Genomic DNA, 14,727 nt, shown 5'->3' with positions numbered 1-14,727 from the left:
CACCCCTTTTCCCGCACGAACCTTCCGGAAGCCCGTCAACTCCCTGCCGGGCCCCGCTATAATATTTTCTATCGGTTTTGATAAGTTTATTTCATGCGAAAAGCTGCTCTTTTCCGGTGCATGACCATTACTATTAGCGCCATAAACTGCCCCGGCAGAGTGAGAATAATTGTGAGGAGTGTCACCTGTGATTAGTGTTTTCGACATGTTCAAAGTGGGCATCGGCCCCTCGAGTTCGCATACTGTCGGCCCGATGAAAGCGGGTAAACAGTTTGTGGACTTGCTGTGCGAACAGGGAAAGCTGCAGGAGGTCACCCGGATCGCTGTGGATGTCTACGGTTCCCTGTCGCTGACCGGCAAGGGTCACCATACCGACATCGCCATCATTATGGGTCTGGCGGGCGAATCGCCGGACACCGTCGATATTGATGCGATCCCCGCCTTTATCAAAGACGTTGAGCAGCGTGAGCGACTGCTGGTGGCGAAAGGTGCACACGAAGTCGACTTCCCGCGCGAAGGCGGCATGGTGTTTCGCAGTGAGAATCTCTCGCTGCATGAAAATGGCCTGCGCCTGCTGGCCTTTGCCGGCGACCTGCTGATCCTGTCAAAAACCTACTATTCCGTGGGTGGCGGGTTCATTGTTGATGAAGAGCATTTCGGCCAGTCGGCGCTGGATGAGGTCTCGGTTCCGTGGCCGTTCCACTCTGCCAAAGATCTGCTGGCGCACTGCCGTGAAACCGGCCTGTCACTCTCCGGCCTGGTGATGAAAAATGAGCTGGCGCTGCACAGCCGCGACGAGATCCATGCCTACTTCGCCACGATCTGGCAGACAATGCAGGCCTGTATCGATCGCGGTCTGAATACCGAGGGCGTCCTGCCCGGTCCTCTGCGTGTGCCACGCCGCGCCGCGTCGCTGCGTCGCCTGCTCACCTCCTCAACCAAACACTCCAGCGACCCGATGATTGTGATCGACTGGATCAATATGTTTGCGCTGGCCGTCAATGAAGAGAACGCGGCGGGCGGCCGGGTGGTGACCGCCCCGACGAACGGTGCCTGCGGTATCGTCCCTGCGGTGCTCGCCTACTATGATCACTTTATCGAACCCGTAACGCCCGATATCTTCCTGCGTTACTTCCTCGCCTCGGGGGCGATTGGCGTGCTCTATAAGATGAACGCCTCCATCTCAGGCGCAGAAGTGGGCTGCCAGGGTGAAGTCGGCGTTGCCTGCTCCATGGCGGCGGCCGGGCTGGCTGAGCTGCTGGGCGGCAGCCCGGAGCAGGTCTGCGTAGCGGCTGAGATCGGCATGGAGCATAACCTGGGTCTGACCTGTGACCCGGTCGCCGGACAGGTGCAGGTGCCCTGCATTGAGCGTAATGCTATCGCCTCTGTCAAAGCGATTAACGCCGCGCGTATGGCCCTGCGCCGCACCAGTGAGCCGCGCGTCTCTCTGGATAAGGTTATCGAGACGATGTATGAAACCGGCAAAGACATGAATGCCAAGTATCGTGAAACCTCCCGCGGCGGTCTGGCCATTAAAGTACAGTGTGATTAAGCGAAACGTTTAAACGTTCAAATAACGTGCAAACGTAATCAAATCCGCATCCTGCGCTATCTCAGCGCAGGTTTACACGGTAGAGTATTTTCCGCGCAGCCGTCCGGCCTGCGCAGCTATCCAGACCCGCTTTTCTGCATTCCGGCCTCAATTTTAATGGGGCCGTGCCGATATTAACCCCGATATTTTTTGCTTTTTTCTGGCTTTAGGGAAGGTGGATACTGATGTATATGGCCCAGCAATTTGTTGGACAATTCAGACGAAAGCGTTTGCTTATTGCACTGTCAATCGCCACCGTAGTGCTGATACTCACGCTGGCCTTTCGCTATATCGAAGAGAAGTCACGTATTGAGCAGCAGGCAATGGATTTTGCCGACAAAGCGATTATGCGCTTTGACCGGATGTTCTCGCCGCTGGAGGTATCCGCCAATAACACGCTGGGTCTGGTCGGCGTCCCCTGTCAGGACGTTCGCTTTCCGCTGATTGAAAAAATCTCTTCCCTGCAGACCGTCCGGGCGATTCTGCTGGTGGATAACGACAGTATCTACTGCTCCAGTATTTACGGGCCTCGCGCCATCCCCTTCAGCCAGACCTACCCCGATTTAGCTTTTAACAACCAGCGCATGACCCTGTCCACCGACCAATACCTGCTGAAAGGCTCGCCGGTTCTGCTGCTGTGGACCCCCAGAAGCCTCGATAACCGCGCCGGGATTCTGCAGGTGATTAACATCGAGATGATGAGCAACTATGTGCTCGAACCGCAGCTGCCCTGGGTGGAACGTGCCGTGTTCAACGTCAACGGCCAGAGTCTGGAGTATGGTAATCCCCTTATTGAGCCGACCGTACCCTCGGAAGAGGAGGTGAGCTATGAGCAGGGCTCGCTGCGTTACCCCTTTACCCTGACGCTCTATGGCCCCTCACCGACCCGACTGGCGCTCGCAACCCTGCCCTCGCAACTGCCGCTGGCGCTGCTGCTCAGTCTGCTGATGGGCTACATTGTCTGGCTGGCGACCGCAAACCGGATGAGCCTGAGCTGGCAAATCAGTTATGGCATCACGGCTAATGAGTTTATGGTCTACTGTCAGCCGCTGATCAACAGCAGCAGCGGCGAGTGCGACGGCATCGAGCTGCTGCTGCGCTGGCATAACCCCCGCCAGGGCTGGATTGCACCGGATGTGTTCATCCCGCTGGCCGAACGTCAGAACCTGATTAAGCCGCTGACCCGCTTTGTGCTGAATGAGGTGGTCAGGCAGTTACCCCAGCTACCGGATGACCGCAACTTCCATATTGCTATCAACGTCGCTGCCAGCCATTTCCGGGACCGCGCCATCCTGCAGGATCTGCAGAACCTCTGGTGGCCTGCCAATCCGGTGCCAAAACTGGTGGTCGAGCTGACCGAGCGGGATGCCCTGCCGGTGGTCGATCAGTCGGTGATTGCGCAACTGCACGAGATCGGCGTACGGCTGGCAATTGATGACTTCGGCACCGGTCACAGCTCGCTCTCCTATCTGAAGGATTTGCAGCCTGACGTGCTGAAGATCGACAAGATATTCACGGCGGCCATCGGCACGGACGCGATCAACGCGACGGTGACGGATATGGTGATTTCCCTGGCGCAGCGCCTGAACATCAGCCTGGTGGCCGAGGGAGTAGAAACGGCTGAGCAGGCCGCCTACCTGTGCGAACGCGGGGTGGATCATCTGCAGGGCTACTATTTCGCCCGCCCGATGCCGCTGGAGGACTTTCCGGCCTGGCTGACGCAGCACCGGCTGGAGGTGCGGCAGCCCTCATAACCGGACGCGTCGGAAGCGATGTGCCCTGGCGCTTTGCCGCCACCGATAAAAAAACAGCCGCGGCGGTCAGGCAGCGGCTGTCGGAGAGAGTCAGCGCGGCCTCAGTAACAGACCGCGCATCGAAAAGCGTTACGCCTCTTCATCCTCATCGTGTGGCTTATCTTTAGTAACGCGCACCAGATCGATACGGTAGTCGGTCGCTTCGATAATCTGAAAGTGCAGCGGGCTGATATCGATCACGTCCCCCGGAAGCGGCAACTGCCCTTTCTGCGCAATCAGCAGACCCGCCAGCGAGGCGTGATCTTCGGTCGGATCGACCAGTTCATGGAAGTCGAGCAGCTGCTGCAGCGAGTGCAGATCGGTGCCGCCCTTCACTAACCAGCCATCCCCATCAGCCACGATCTCCGGCGTTTCATCTTCATCCGGGAATTCACCCGCAATCGCTTCCAGCACGTCCAGCGGCGTAATCAGCCCCTGCACGACGCCAAACTCATTGGTGACGATGACGAAGCTGCCACGAGCACGACGCAGCACGCCAAGCAGGTTAATCGGGTCCAGCGTTTCAGGTACCACGATGGTAGGCGTATTCGCTGCAAACGTCGCCACATCCACGCCATGCTCCAGCGCCACCAGCAGCTCTTTCGCCCGCACCACACCGATAATTTCATCCAGCTCGCCCCGGCAGACCGGGAAGAGGCTGTGAGGCGTATCCAGCAGCTGATCGCGAATCTCATCCAGCGGGCGGTTTGCATCGACCCAGGAGATCTCGCCGCGCGGCGTCATGATGCTGCGGATGGAGCGGGACGCCAGCGTCAGTACGCCATTAATCATGAAGCGCTCTTCATCTTTAAAGGCTTCCTGCGGCATCGCCTCGGCCAGCGCAGACTCTTCGCTGCTGCCTGCATTGCTGCTGCTCGCCGTCTGCGCGCGGTTGCGACCGCCCATCAGGCGCAGAATCGCCTCAGCGGTGCGCTCACGCATCGGCCGGTTTGACTGATGGCGGATAAAGTTCCGGCGCGCAATCTGGTTGAACAGCTCAATCAGGATTGAGAAGCCAATCGCCGCATAGAGGTAGCCTTTCGGAATATGGAAACCAAAGCCTTCTGCCACCAGCGACAGACCGATCATCAGCAGGAAGCTCAGGCAGAGCACCACCACCGTCGGATGCGCGTTAACGAAGTTAGTTAATGGTTTGGACGCCAGCAGCATCACACCCATCGCAATCACCACGGCGGTCATCATTACCGGCAGGTGGTTCACCATACCCACGGCGGTGATAACGGCATCCAGTGAGAAGACCGCGTCCAGTACCACAATCTGTGTCACCACGGCCCAGAAGCTGGCATAACCGCGGTTCCCGCCGCCCTCGAGCTGACGGTTCTCCAGCCTTTCGTGTAGCTCCATGGTCGCTTTGAACAGCAGGAACAGGCCCCCGGCCAGCAGGATTAAATCACGACCGGCAAAGCTGAAACCGCCGACGCTGAAGAGCGGCGTGGTGAGCGTAACCATCCAGGAGATCAGCGAGAGCAGACCCAGACGCATCACCAGCGCCAGCGACAGGCCGATCAGGCGCGCTTTATCACGCTGCTTCGGCGGCAGTTTGTCGGCCAGAATGGCAATAAACACCAGGTTGTCGATGCCCAGGACGATTTCCAGTACGACAAGCGTCAGTAAACCCGCCCAGATTGAGGGGTCGAATAAAAATTCCATTATTTATGACTCCTGAACAGGGAAAAGAGTAAGCCGGTGGCTGTCGGCGCAGCGAGGCGTGACATCCGGTTCGTCGGGAAAACAGAGAAAACGCCGTCAGGCGAAAGGTGACGCGCCAGCAGGCGCAAAGAACAGATTAAGCGACGTCGGTGACGATCCATAAAGGTGGGCTGAAGCCCGACACTCCTGAGTAATAAACAGAAGGCTAATGTATCAGGTCGGTAAATGGCGTCAAAAAATTTTCTTATTTTTACAATCTGCAATGAGGTTGATCGTATGCATAAAACGATTCACTCGTTCTGCCGTGGGGTAAATAACTGACCAATGTCACAAAATTTATTTTTTCGATCACTAAAATAAATCGCGACCTAACCGCCTTAACGGTGTTAACCGATGATTTCTGGCGCTCAGCCAGTCATCGCCAGCACCCTGTTAAAAATAACCGAAACGATTCTGACAGGGCCATTTACTCAGATGAGCTTCTTTAGTGAACGGAGGTAGCACGTGACCATTGCGATTGTAATTGGTACTCACGGCTGGGCAGCGGAACAACTGCTTAAAACGGCAGAAATGCTGTTAGGTGAGCAGGAGAACGTCGGCTGGATAGACTTTGTGCCGGGTGAAAATGCAGAAACACTGATCGAAAAATATGAAACGCAGCTGGCAAAACTGGATACGACGCAGGGGGTACTCTTTTTAGTCGATACCTGGGGTGGCAGTCCATTTAATGCGGCCAGCCGTATCGTGGTGGATAAACCGCAGTATGAGGTCATCGCCGGGGTCAATATCCCGATGCTGGTCGAAACGCTGATGGCGCGCGATGACAACCCGACGCTCGACGAGCTGGTGGCGGTAGCGGTTGAGACCGGCCGTGAAGGCGTTAAAGCGCTGAAAGCCAAAGAGGAGGCACCCGCGCCCGCCGCCGTGAAACCGGCTGCGCCCGCACAGCCGGCTACGCCGATGGCCCCCGGCGACCATATGAAGATCGGGCTGGCGCGTATCGATGATCGCCTGATCCACGGCCAGGTCGCGACGCGCTGGACCAAAGAGACAAACGTTCAGCGCATTATTGTGGTCAGCGATGAGGTGGCAAAGGATCACGTCCGCAAAACCCTGCTGACGCAGGTCGCGCCGCCCGGCGTGACGGCGCATGTGGTCGATGTCGATAAGATGGTTCGGGTGTGGAATAACCCTAAGTATGGTCAGGATCGGGTGATGCTGCTGTTTACCAACCCCACCGACGTTCTGCGCGTGGTGGAACAGGGTGTCGATATCAGGACCGTCAACATCGGCGGGATGGCGTTCCGTCAGGGAAAAACCCAGGTCAATAATGCGGTTTCGGTGGATGAAAAAGATATCGCCGCCTTCCGCAAACTGAATGAACGCCATATCGAACTGGAAGTGCGTAAGGTTTCCAGCGATCAGAAACTGAAAATGATGGATCTGATTGCGAAAGTAAACGCGTAACAGAAGAGCTGCTGCGCCTGCGTTTCCGGGCTCATTTTCGCTATCCTGCTGAGGACAAGAAGTATGATGGAAATAACCTCGCTACAAATTATTCTGATTTTTATTGTTGCCTGTATTGCCGGCATGGGATCGATTCTGGATGAGTTCCAGTTTCACCGTCCGCTGGTGGCCTGTACCCTGATTGGTATCGTGCTGGGAGATATGAAAACCGGCATTATCATCGGCGGGACGCTGGAGATGATTGCGCTGGGCTGGATGAACATCGGTGCCGCCGTGGCCCCCGATGCCGCTCTCGCCTCCATCATCTCTACCATTCTGGTGATCGCAGGCGGTCAGAGTGTGGGAGCCGGTATCGCGCTGGCCATCCCGCTGGCCGCAGCCGGACAGGTGCTGACCATCATCGTGCGAACCCTGACCGTCGCCTTCCAGCATGCCGCGGACAAAGCCGCAGAGAAAGGCAACCTCACCGCTATCTCCTGGATCCATGTCTCTGCCCTGCTGCTGCAGGCGATGCGTATCGCTATCCCGGCGCTGATTGTGGCGATCTCCGTCGGCACCAGTGCGGTTCACGCCCTGCTCAGTTCGATCCCTGAGGTAGTCACCAATGGTCTGAATATCGCGGGCGGCATGATTGTGGTGGTCGGTTACGCCATGGTCATCAACATGATGCGCGCGGGCTACCTGATGCCCTTCTTCTATCTCGGCTTTGTCACCGCGGCCTTTACCAACTTTAACCTGGTGGCGCTGGGGGTCATTGGTGTGGTGATGGCGGTGCTCTACATTCAGCTCAGCCCGAAATACAACCGTGTAGCGGGGGCCCCTTCCGGCCCGGCGACCGCGAAAGATCTTGATAACGAACTCGATTAAGGAACAGGTGATCACATGGTTGATATTACGAAAGTCGAAAAGAAACTGACACCCGGTGACGTCCGCGCCGTCTTTATGCGCTCGAACCTGTTTCAGGGATCGTGGAACTTTGAACGTATGCAGGCGCTGGGCTTCTGCTTCTCAATGGTGCCGGTGATCCGCCGTCTCTATCCGGAGAATAATGATGAGCGCAGGCAGGCAATCAAGCGCCATCTGGAGTTCTTCAACACCCACCCTTATGTGGCCGCGCCGGTGCTCGGCGTTACCATGGCGATGGAGGAGCAGCGTGCCAACGGCGCGCCTATCGACGACGGTGCCATCAACGGCCTGAAAGTCGGTCTGATGGGCCCGCTGGCCGGTGTCGGCGACCCGATCTTCTGGGGCACCGTGCGTCCGGTGTTTGCCGCGCTGGGTGCCGGCATCGCGATGAGCGGCAGCCTGCTGGGCCCTCTGCTGTTCTTTGTGCTGTTTAACCTGGCACGCCTGCTGACCCGCTACTACGGCGTGGCGTATGGCTATCGCAAAGGGATCGATATCGTCAGCGATATGGGCGGCGGATTTCTGCAGAAACTCACGGAGGGCGCCTCGATTCTGGGCCTGTTTGTGATGGGCGCGCTGGTGAATAAGTGGACGCACGTCAACATCCCGCTGGTGGTGTCGCGTATCACCGACTCCACCGGTAAGACCACCGTCACCACGGTGCAGTCGATCCTCGATCAGCTGATGCCAGGCATCGTGCCGCTGCTGCTGACCTTCGGCTGTATGTGGCTGTTGCGCCGTAAGGTCAACGCGCTGTGGATTATCGTCGGCTTCTTTGCCATCGGTATTTTTGGTTACTGGATCGGCCTGCTCGGTCTGTAATCTCACCCGGCCGGGCGCGCTGGCGCCCGGCTTTTAAGCGTAGTGAGCTGAGCCACAACCGGCTGAGCTCACCCCGTTTGAGGCCAGATGTTATGTCATTAACTGATGCGCTGATCGCGCTCTGCATTGCCGCCCTGCTGCTGTTTGCCCTTTATGACGAGGTAATTCTGCCGCGTCGACGCGGGCCCGTCCGCTTGCGGGTCGCCCTGCAGCGACGGCACAAAATCGACAGCCTGATTTTCATCGGGCTGCTGCTGATTCTGCTGGGAAACAACATTAGCCATCACGGCCCGCAGCTCACCACCACCCTGCTGATGGTGCTGAGCTTTCTGGCGTTCTGGCTTTTCTGGCTGCGCAGGCCCACGCTGCTGATGAAAGCCGAAGGGTTATTTTATGCCGGTGTCTGGATTGATTACCGGCGGATTCAGGGCATGAATCTCTCTGAAGATGGCATTCTGGTCATTCAGCTGGAGCAGCGCCGGCTGCTGATTGCGGTGCAGCAGCTCGACGATCTGGAGCGCATCTATAATACGCTGGTTGAGGCGCGCTAGTCGCGCTGCCACTGCGTCAGGGTAAAGTCGGCATCACAACTGAACGACTCGCTCTGCTGCAGCGTCTCCCAGACCGCCTCCCGCGCCCGCCACGCAAAAGGCGTCATCTGCAGCAGAGTCGTTGCGGCCCCGCCCGTCAGCGCCATCGGATAACGCAGCGTATGCTGCGCCACCTGCCGGAAGCCCGGGTAGTTTTTCTGCTCTGGCGCATGCAGCTGCACGTCGCGATAGATCAGGGCTTTGAACTGCTGCAGATGATGCGGTCCCGGCGTTACCGTCAGTACCGTGCCGCCGGGCTTCAGGACGCGGGCCAATTCCGCTTCATTGCAGGGCGCGTAAATCCGCACCACGGCATCCAGCGAGCCATCGGCAAAAGGCAGACGCTGGCTGGAGGCCACGCAGAACCGCACCGCGGGATAACGCTTAGCGGCGAGGCGGATAGCCATTCTGGCCACATCCAGGCCATACACCTGTCCGCCTTCCCCTGCCGCCTCTGCCAGCGCAGCGGTGTAGTAACCTTCACCACAGCCGATATCCAGAATCTGGCTCTCCGGCAGGTTCAGCACCGGTTGCAGCAGCGCGACGACCTGCTCACGCAGCGGCTGATAGTAGCCCGCCTGCAGGAATTCCCGTCGAGCCTGCATCATCTCTGCACTGTCACCTGGCTCGCGCGACCGTTTATGCTGAACGGGCAGCAGATTGACATACCCCTCTTTCGCCTGATCAAACTGATGGCGATTCTCGCAGGACCAGCTGCGGGCATGGAAAGACAGAGGAGAGTGGCAAAGCGGGCAAATCAACGACATAGGGGACTCCGGCATCAGATAACGCGGCGCAGTGTAACCTTATCGTTTACGCATCGGAAGCATAAAGAAAGCCCCGGCCGACCGGCCAGGGCTTTGAGAATCCATATCAGGGTGCGATGCACCGAGGCGGAGTCGAATCAGATAGCAGTGACGTTAACAGCTGCCGGGCCTTTCTGGCCATCCTGAATTTCGAACTCAACGCTCTGGCCTTCAGCCAGGGTTTTGAAACCATTGCCCTGGATGGCAGAGAAGTGTACGAACACATCTTTGCTGCCGTCTGCAGGGGTGATAAAACCAAAACCTTTAGACTCGTTGAACCACTTAACCTGACCTTTAATCTTTGCCATTTTGCAAATTCCTTTAGATGTTTATTTAGCCCGAAGGCTGTCTTACAGAAAAACCAGAGACGTTACTGCATGAGGCACTAATTAAGGTTCGGCAAGGAAGCGGTATTCAACGTCAACGTCTTTACTCGTACTTCTTCACTGAAGATGCCATGCATAAACAGAACTGTACCTCGTTTAACCCACGAATTGTTATCACATATCCTAAAAACAATGGCAAGCCATTTTTAAAGTCTCAGAGAGGCAGCACGCACAATTGCCAGAAGGCTCACACAGCCTGTTCTGTCACGGCGCTAAAACCCGGCATAAATATAATGAACCCGCAGGTTCATTTCCTCCGGATGCCTTCTCGTCCGGGCTAACTCAATGGATACCATAAGAAATTAATATTTCACAAATATGGCAGTAAGCGAATTGATAAGCGAAGCGACAGGAAAGCGAAGCAGCAATAACCTGACGTTAATCCTGTACGACACTTTTTATTTGGTACAGGTATCTTCTCTCCTGCACCAAAAACAGGAAACTGCCCTGAGCTCTGCTCCAAATAAAAGCAGCCGCACGAATCCGGCTTATTAAAAATTTAACCATTAATGTGATAAAAAAAGATTTCTGTTAAAAAAAGCCGGTGTAACCGTCTTCCCCGGCTCCAGGATTATTCCTGGGGTGGATTATTCAGGCTGCGGCTTTCGCCTATTCGCCAGGGCGCGAAGCTGCCCTGCTCCTCCTCTGCCCGCCGCAGTGCCGCAGCCAGTTCCTGCGGAGGCGCATCCAGTGCCTCATCAGCCAGTTCAAATACGCCCCAGTGGATAGGCAGCGTCAGCGGTCTGCCCGCCGCCTGCCAGAGTGCCACGGCCTGATCGGGGTCCATATGCTGGCCTGCCATGAACCATTTCGGTGCATAGGCACCAATCGGTAAGGCTGTCACGCTGAAGGGGCCAAGCCGGGCGGGGATCGCCAGCAGGCTGTCGCTGTAGCCACTGTCACCGGAGAACCAGAAGCGCACGGAGGATGATCGTACGACCCAGCCGCACCAGAGCGAACGGTTGCGATCGCGGGGCGACCGCATACTCCAGTGACGCGCCGGAACCGCATCAAAACAGAGATCGCCCACCCTGACCTGCTGCCACCAGTCAGCCTGATGTACCTGCTGCACTCCCCGGGCGCGGCACCACGCCGCCAGGCCCAGCGGTACAACAAAGGTGGCCTGCGGGAAACGCCGGACGATCGCTTTGACCGTCGGCCGATCCAGATGGTCGTAATGATTGTGAGAAATCAGCACGACATCCAGATGCGGCAGGTCAGCAATGCTGAGCGGCGCAGGGGTTTTGCGCTGCGGTCCGGCAAAAGAGAACGGCGAGGCGCGGGATGAGAGGGCGGGATCGATCAGAATGTAACGCTGATTGAGCCGCAACAGCACGGCGGCATGGCCCAGCCACCAGAGGCGATCGTCACTGCCGCTGAGATCGGCGGGTTGCCACCACTCTTCAACAAAAGCGTCATAGCCCTGTTGCGGTGGCATCGGAAGACCCTGCGCTTTTCGCTCCCGACGCCAGCGCCGGAGATCGCCAGGCTGACGCTCTTCCGGCTCCGGGTTACGGAAACCCTCTGGCGTATGGTGCGCTTTGCTGCTGTCATACCACGGATTCTTCCCGCTCATCCCGCCTCTCTGTTCTGATTAACGTTCCGGGATTAACCGGATAAAGTCGCGCTTCTCCCGCTCATCCTCGGGTTTTTTACTCTCCGCGCCAGGCTGCAGCTCAATCAGACGGCGCAGCAGCTGATTCTGTTTTTTCTGCTCTTCCAGCAGCGATTCCAGCAAACGGATCTGCTCACCGGCTCGAACGCTGGCACGATTAACGAAGAACCAGGCGATAAACGCCACAATCAAAATGATGACCAGGAGGCCATAGCTGACCAGGGGGCCCGGATTTGCGGCTAACTCATTCATAACTGCCTCATAAAACAAAGTGAAAACGCCAGAACACGACAACCGCGTATTCTACCTGTCGCCATCACAAAAGATAATGGGGTTAACGGCAAAGCAGAATTTGCCGTTTCAGTTATCTCTGATCGATTCCCGCCGAAAAGCCAGGCATGCTGCTATCATTCTGACCGGCAGCACCAGGTGGAGCGCTGAGTTACCTTTCACAAGGAGATACAATGAAACTGTTTATTCGCATGGTAGGCTTGCTGGCGGTGATCTGGCTGGCGATGCTCTTTACCGGTTATGGCGTGTTAACCGGCAGCACTAAGAATGCAGCAGGACTGGGCCTGCAGTGCAGCTATCTTACCGCACGCGGTGTGATTAACGCCCAGTATCTGCACACGGACAGCGGCGTGGTCGGCGTAACCGATTGTCCGCTGCTGAAAAAAAGCGGAGAAGTGATCGATAACTGATGAAAACGCGGGCCGCATGGCCCGCGCTGTTCAGAAAGGATAGGCGTGAAAGCCCATTTCCGAGGAAATCGTACGCGCCGCCCGCTGCAGCATCTCCACATAATCCTGACGCGCCTCTTCTGAAAAACGGATCGTGGGAAAAGAGAGGCTGAGGCCGGCAATTACCACCCCGAAGCGATCAAAGACCGGCACAGCGAGGCAGCGTAACCCCTCCTCCTGCTCTTCATTATCTTCGCCATAACCCTGCGCCTTCACCTCGTCCAGCGCCGCCAGCAGGGCGTCCGCGCTCATCAGCGTATTCGGCGTGCTGCGTCTGAACTCTACCTGGCGCAGAATCTCTTCCGTTTCCTCGCGGTCGCGCCAGGCGAGCAGCACCTTGCCAATCGCGGTGGAATAGAGCGGATTGCGGCGACCAATGCGCGAATACATGCGCAGGTTATAGAGCGAGTCGATTTTATGGATGTAGACAATGCTCTCCTCTTCCAGCGCGCCCAGATGCACGGTCTCACGGGTCAGACGCGACAGCTCCCGCATCTGCAGATCCGCGCTGCGGATCAAATCGACATTCTGCAGCGCTTTCGCCCCCAGCTCGAACAGTTTGAGCGTCAGGGAGTACTTTTCGCTCTCACCTTCCTGGGTGACATAGCCCAGCGTTTTCATGGTTTGCAGAAAACGGTAGACCGTGCTTTTTGACATCATCACGCGCTGCGCCAGCTCAGTGATGCTGTGGTCGCGCTCTTCACCCAGCGCCTGCAAAATGCCAAACACTTTCAGCACGGAGGAGACGGAATCGGGCTGTTTGCCATTTTCAGCAGAGGACATCGCGCACCTTGTTCAATCAGTTACAAAAATAAGACAGAACGCCAGTATAGAGTGACGCAGCGGAAAGCGGCAATGATTTCACCCTGGTGTCGCCGGTCACGCGATCTTTTTCACCTCCGGACGCTGCAATTTCGCGTCAACTTCATTAGCATGATGATATTCACCCTCTTTAGTAATTAACCTATGACACTCTCTCCTCCTCAGGATGGTTTACCCGGCGCTCAGCGCTATATGGCGATTATCACCATCGCGCTCGGACTCACGATGGCGGTATTAGATGGCGCGATCGCCAACGTGGCGCTGCCCACCATCTCACGCGAACTGAACGCCAGCCCGGCGCAGTCCATCTGGATAGTGAACGCCTATCAGATTGCGATTATCGTCTCGCTGCTGTCGCTCTCCTTCCTCGGTGACATGCTGGGCTATCGTCGCGTGTATCAGACAGGTCTGGCGCTGTTTATTGTGACGTCGGTCTTCTGCGCCTTCTCCACCTCACTCACCATGCTGACCTGCGCCCGCGTTCTGCAGGGGCTGGGCGGCGCGGCGCTGATGAGCGTCAATACCGCCCTGATACGCATTATCTATCCGCAGCGCTATCTGGGGCGCGGTATGGCCATCAACTCGCTGGTGGTGGCGGTTTCGACGGCGGCGGGCCCGACGGTGGCGGCCGCCATTCTGTCGGTGGCGAGCTGGAAATGGCTGTTTCTGATTAACGTCCCGCTGGGTGCCGTGGCACTCTGGCTGGCGCTGCGGACGCTGCCCGATAATCCACAGAAAGCCACTACGCAGAAATTTGATGTGCCCAGCGCCATCATGAACGCCCTGTTCTTTGGGCTGATCATCTCCGCATTGAGCGGTTTTGCGCAGGGTCAGAGTCACCTGCTGGTGCTGTCAGAAGTGATCGGACTGCTGGTTATCGGGTGGTTCTTCATCCGTCGCCAGCTCGCGATGACGGTGCCGCTGTTACCGGTTGACCTGCTGCGTATCCCGATTTTCAGCCTGTCGATGGGGACGTCGGTCTGTTCGTTCTGCGCGCAGATGCTCGCCATGGTGTCGCTGCCCTTCTTTCTGCAAAACGTCCTGCAGCGTGATGAGGTGGCCACTGGTTTACTCCTGACGCCCTGGCCGCTGGCCACCATGGTGTTTGCGCCGATTGCCGGCCGGCTGATTGGGCGGGTGCACGCCGGGCTGCTGGGGGGCATCGGTCTGGCGATGTTCGCGCTGGGGCTGTTTCTGCTTGCCTGGCTGCCGGCGAATCCCGGCGACGGCGATATCATCTGGCGCATGATGCTGTGCGGTGCCGGTTTCGGGCTGTTTCAGTCGCCCAACAATCATACCATTGTCACCTCAGCGCCCCGCCATCGCAGCGGCGGTGCCAGCGGCATGCTGGGTACCGCGCGTCTGCTGGGTCAGAGTGCGGGAGCCGCGCTGGTCGCGCTGATGTTTAATCTGTTTGATGAGCAAGGCACGCACGCCTCGCTACTGCTGGCGGGCAGTTTTGCCGCCATGGCCGCGCTGGTCAGCGTGTCACGCATGACGCAGAACCGCGCCTGAGGG

General features: G+C 57.4%; 14 protein-coding genes. 8 read left to right on the top strand and 6 right to left on the bottom strand.

What is annotated here, in order from left to right; genetic code table 11:
* The first annotated feature begins 187 nt into the window (after window positions 1-187).
* Window positions 188-1,552, top strand: coding sequence for an L-serine ammonia-lyase (locus tag F3I47_RS00325; RefSeq protein WP_046101949.1), 1,365 nt, complete (start codon window positions 188-190; stop codon window positions 1,550-1,552).
* Window positions 1,553-1,776: 224 nt separating this feature from the next.
* Complete coding sequence (locus tag F3I47_RS00320) at window positions 1,777-3,345, top strand: EAL domain-containing protein (protein WP_150029510.1); 1,569 nt, start codon at window positions 1,777-1,779, stop codon at window positions 3,343-3,345.
* A 129-nt stretch (window positions 3,346-3,474) separates the two neighbouring features.
* On the opposite strand, the gene F3I47_RS00315 is transcribed toward F3I47_RS00320, so the two are convergent.
* The gene (locus F3I47_RS00315) at window positions 3,475-5,055 is read right to left on the bottom strand and encodes a TerC family protein (protein WP_046101951.1); all 1,581 of its coding nucleotides are present in this window, start codon (window positions 5,053-5,055) and stop codon (window positions 3,475-3,477) included.
* 504 nt (window positions 5,056-5,559) lie between these two features.
* Here F3I47_RS00315 and manX point away from each other — a divergent pair.
* The 4 genes from manX (at window position 5,560) to F3I47_RS00290 (ending at window position 8,801) form a co-directional block, all read left to right on the top strand.
* Window positions 5,560-6,522, top strand: coding sequence for a PTS mannose transporter subunit IIAB (manX, locus tag F3I47_RS00305; protein ID WP_150029508.1), 963 nt, complete (start codon window positions 5,560-5,562; stop codon window positions 6,520-6,522).
* Between the two features lie 66 nt (window positions 6,523-6,588).
* Window positions 6,589-7,389: a PTS mannose/fructose/sorbose transporter subunit IIC gene (locus F3I47_RS00300; RefSeq protein ID WP_150029627.1), complete on the top strand. Its 801-nt coding sequence runs from the start codon at window positions 6,589-6,591 to the stop codon at window positions 7,387-7,389.
* Window positions 7,390-7,404: 15 nt separating this feature from the next.
* Window positions 7,405-8,250: a PTS mannose transporter subunit IID gene (locus tag F3I47_RS00295; RefSeq protein WP_009089819.1), complete on the top strand. Its 846-nt coding sequence runs from the start codon at window positions 7,405-7,407 to the stop codon at window positions 8,248-8,250.
* A 92-nt stretch (window positions 8,251-8,342) separates the two neighbouring features.
* Window positions 8,343-8,801: a DUF986 family protein gene (locus tag F3I47_RS00290; RefSeq protein ID WP_009089817.1), complete on the top strand. Its 459-nt coding sequence runs from the start codon at window positions 8,343-8,345 to the stop codon at window positions 8,799-8,801.
* Here the strand turns inward: F3I47_RS00290 and rlmA are convergent.
* From rlmA to F3I47_RS00265, 4 genes are all read right to left on the bottom strand, one after another.
* The gene (gene rlmA / locus F3I47_RS00285) at window positions 8,798-9,607 is read right to left on the bottom strand and encodes a 23S rRNA (guanine(745)-N(1))-methyltransferase (protein ID WP_150029507.1); all 810 of its coding nucleotides are present in this window, start codon (window positions 9,605-9,607) and stop codon (window positions 8,798-8,800) included. The genes F3I47_RS00290 and rlmA overlap by 4 nt on opposite strands.
* 137 nt (window positions 9,608-9,744) lie before the next feature.
* Complete coding sequence (cspE, locus tag F3I47_RS00280; RefSeq protein WP_003852684.1) at window positions 9,745-9,954, bottom strand: transcription antiterminator/RNA stability regulator CspE; 210 nt, start codon at window positions 9,952-9,954, stop codon at window positions 9,745-9,747.
* A gap of 649 nt (window positions 9,955-10,603) precedes the next feature.
* Complete coding sequence (locus F3I47_RS00270) at window positions 10,604-11,608, bottom strand: MBL fold metallo-hydrolase (RefSeq protein WP_150029506.1); 1,005 nt, start codon at window positions 11,606-11,608, stop codon at window positions 10,604-10,606.
* Window positions 11,609-11,626: 18 nt separating this feature from the next.
* Window positions 11,627-11,899: a YebO family protein gene (locus F3I47_RS00265; RefSeq protein WP_009089811.1), complete on the bottom strand. Its 273-nt coding sequence runs from the start codon at window positions 11,897-11,899 to the stop codon at window positions 11,627-11,629.
* Window positions 11,900-12,111: 212 nt separating this feature from the next.
* Here F3I47_RS00265 and F3I47_RS00260 point away from each other — a divergent pair, with 212 nt between their 5' ends.
* A complete protein-coding gene (locus F3I47_RS00260; protein ID WP_009089809.1) occupies window positions 12,112-12,348 on the top strand; it encodes a YobH family protein in 237 nt (78 codons plus the stop codon).
* 30 nt (window positions 12,349-12,378) lie between these two features.
* On the opposite strand, the gene kdgR is transcribed toward F3I47_RS00260, so the two are convergent.
* Window positions 12,379-13,170 (bottom strand): DNA-binding transcriptional regulator KdgR, encoded by a 792-nt coding sequence (gene kdgR, locus F3I47_RS00255; protein WP_046101956.1) that lies wholly within the window; start codon window positions 13,168-13,170, stop codon window positions 12,379-12,381.
* A gap of 183 nt (window positions 13,171-13,353) precedes the next feature.
* Here kdgR and F3I47_RS00250 point away from each other — a divergent pair, with 183 nt between their 5' ends.
* Window positions 13,354-14,724: an MFS transporter gene (locus F3I47_RS00250; RefSeq protein ID WP_150029505.1), complete on the top strand. Its 1,371-nt coding sequence runs from the start codon at window positions 13,354-13,356 to the stop codon at window positions 14,722-14,724.
* Window positions 14,725-14,727: the final 3 nt, after the last annotated feature.

The organism is Pantoea sp. M_10 (assembly GCF_008631515.1).
GTDB lineage: Bacteria > Pseudomonadota > Gammaproteobacteria > Enterobacterales > Enterobacteriaceae > Pantoea > Pantoea anthophila.
This window is presented reverse-complemented; position numbering and strand designations above follow the sequence as displayed.

Excerpts from the sequence above, each read along its gene's own strand:
- F3I47_RS00320 (WP_150029510.1), top strand. The coding sequence starts at position 1,777 with ATGTATATGGCCCAGCAATTTGTTGGACAATTCAGACGAAAGCGTTTG.
- F3I47_RS00315 (WP_046101951.1), bottom strand. The coding sequence starts at position 5,055 with ATGGAATTTTTATTCGACCCCTCAATCTGGGCGGGTTTACTGACGCTT.
- F3I47_RS00300 (WP_150029627.1), top strand. The coding sequence starts at position 6,589 with ATGGAAATAACCTCGCTACAAATTATTCTGATTTTTATTGTTGCCTGT.
- F3I47_RS00295 (WP_009089819.1), top strand. The coding sequence starts at position 7,405 with ATGGTTGATATTACGAAAGTCGAAAAGAAACTGACACCCGGTGACGTC.
- F3I47_RS00290 (WP_009089817.1), top strand. The coding sequence starts at position 8,343 with ATGTCATTAACTGATGCGCTGATCGCGCTCTGCATTGCCGCCCTGCTG.
- rlmA (WP_150029507.1), bottom strand. The coding sequence starts at position 9,607 with ATGTCGTTGATTTGCCCGCTTTGCCACTCTCCTCTGTCTTTCCATGCC.
- cspE (WP_003852684.1), bottom strand. The coding sequence starts at position 9,954 with ATGGCAAAGATTAAAGGTCAGGTTAAGTGGTTCAACGAGTCTAAAGGT.
- F3I47_RS00270 (WP_150029506.1), bottom strand. The coding sequence starts at position 11,608 with ATGAGCGGGAAGAATCCGTGGTATGACAGCAGCAAAGCGCACCATACG.
- F3I47_RS00265 (WP_009089811.1), bottom strand. The coding sequence starts at position 11,899 with ATGAATGAGTTAGCCGCAAATCCGGGCCCCCTGGTCAGCTATGGCCTC.
- F3I47_RS00260 (WP_009089809.1), top strand. The coding sequence starts at position 12,112 with ATGAAACTGTTTATTCGCATGGTAGGCTTGCTGGCGGTGATCTGGCTG.
- kdgR (WP_046101956.1), bottom strand. The coding sequence starts at position 13,170 with ATGTCCTCTGCTGAAAATGGCAAACAGCCCGATTCCGTCTCCTCCGTG.
- F3I47_RS00250 (WP_150029505.1), top strand. The coding sequence starts at position 13,354 with ATGACACTCTCTCCTCCTCAGGATGGTTTACCCGGCGCTCAGCGCTAT.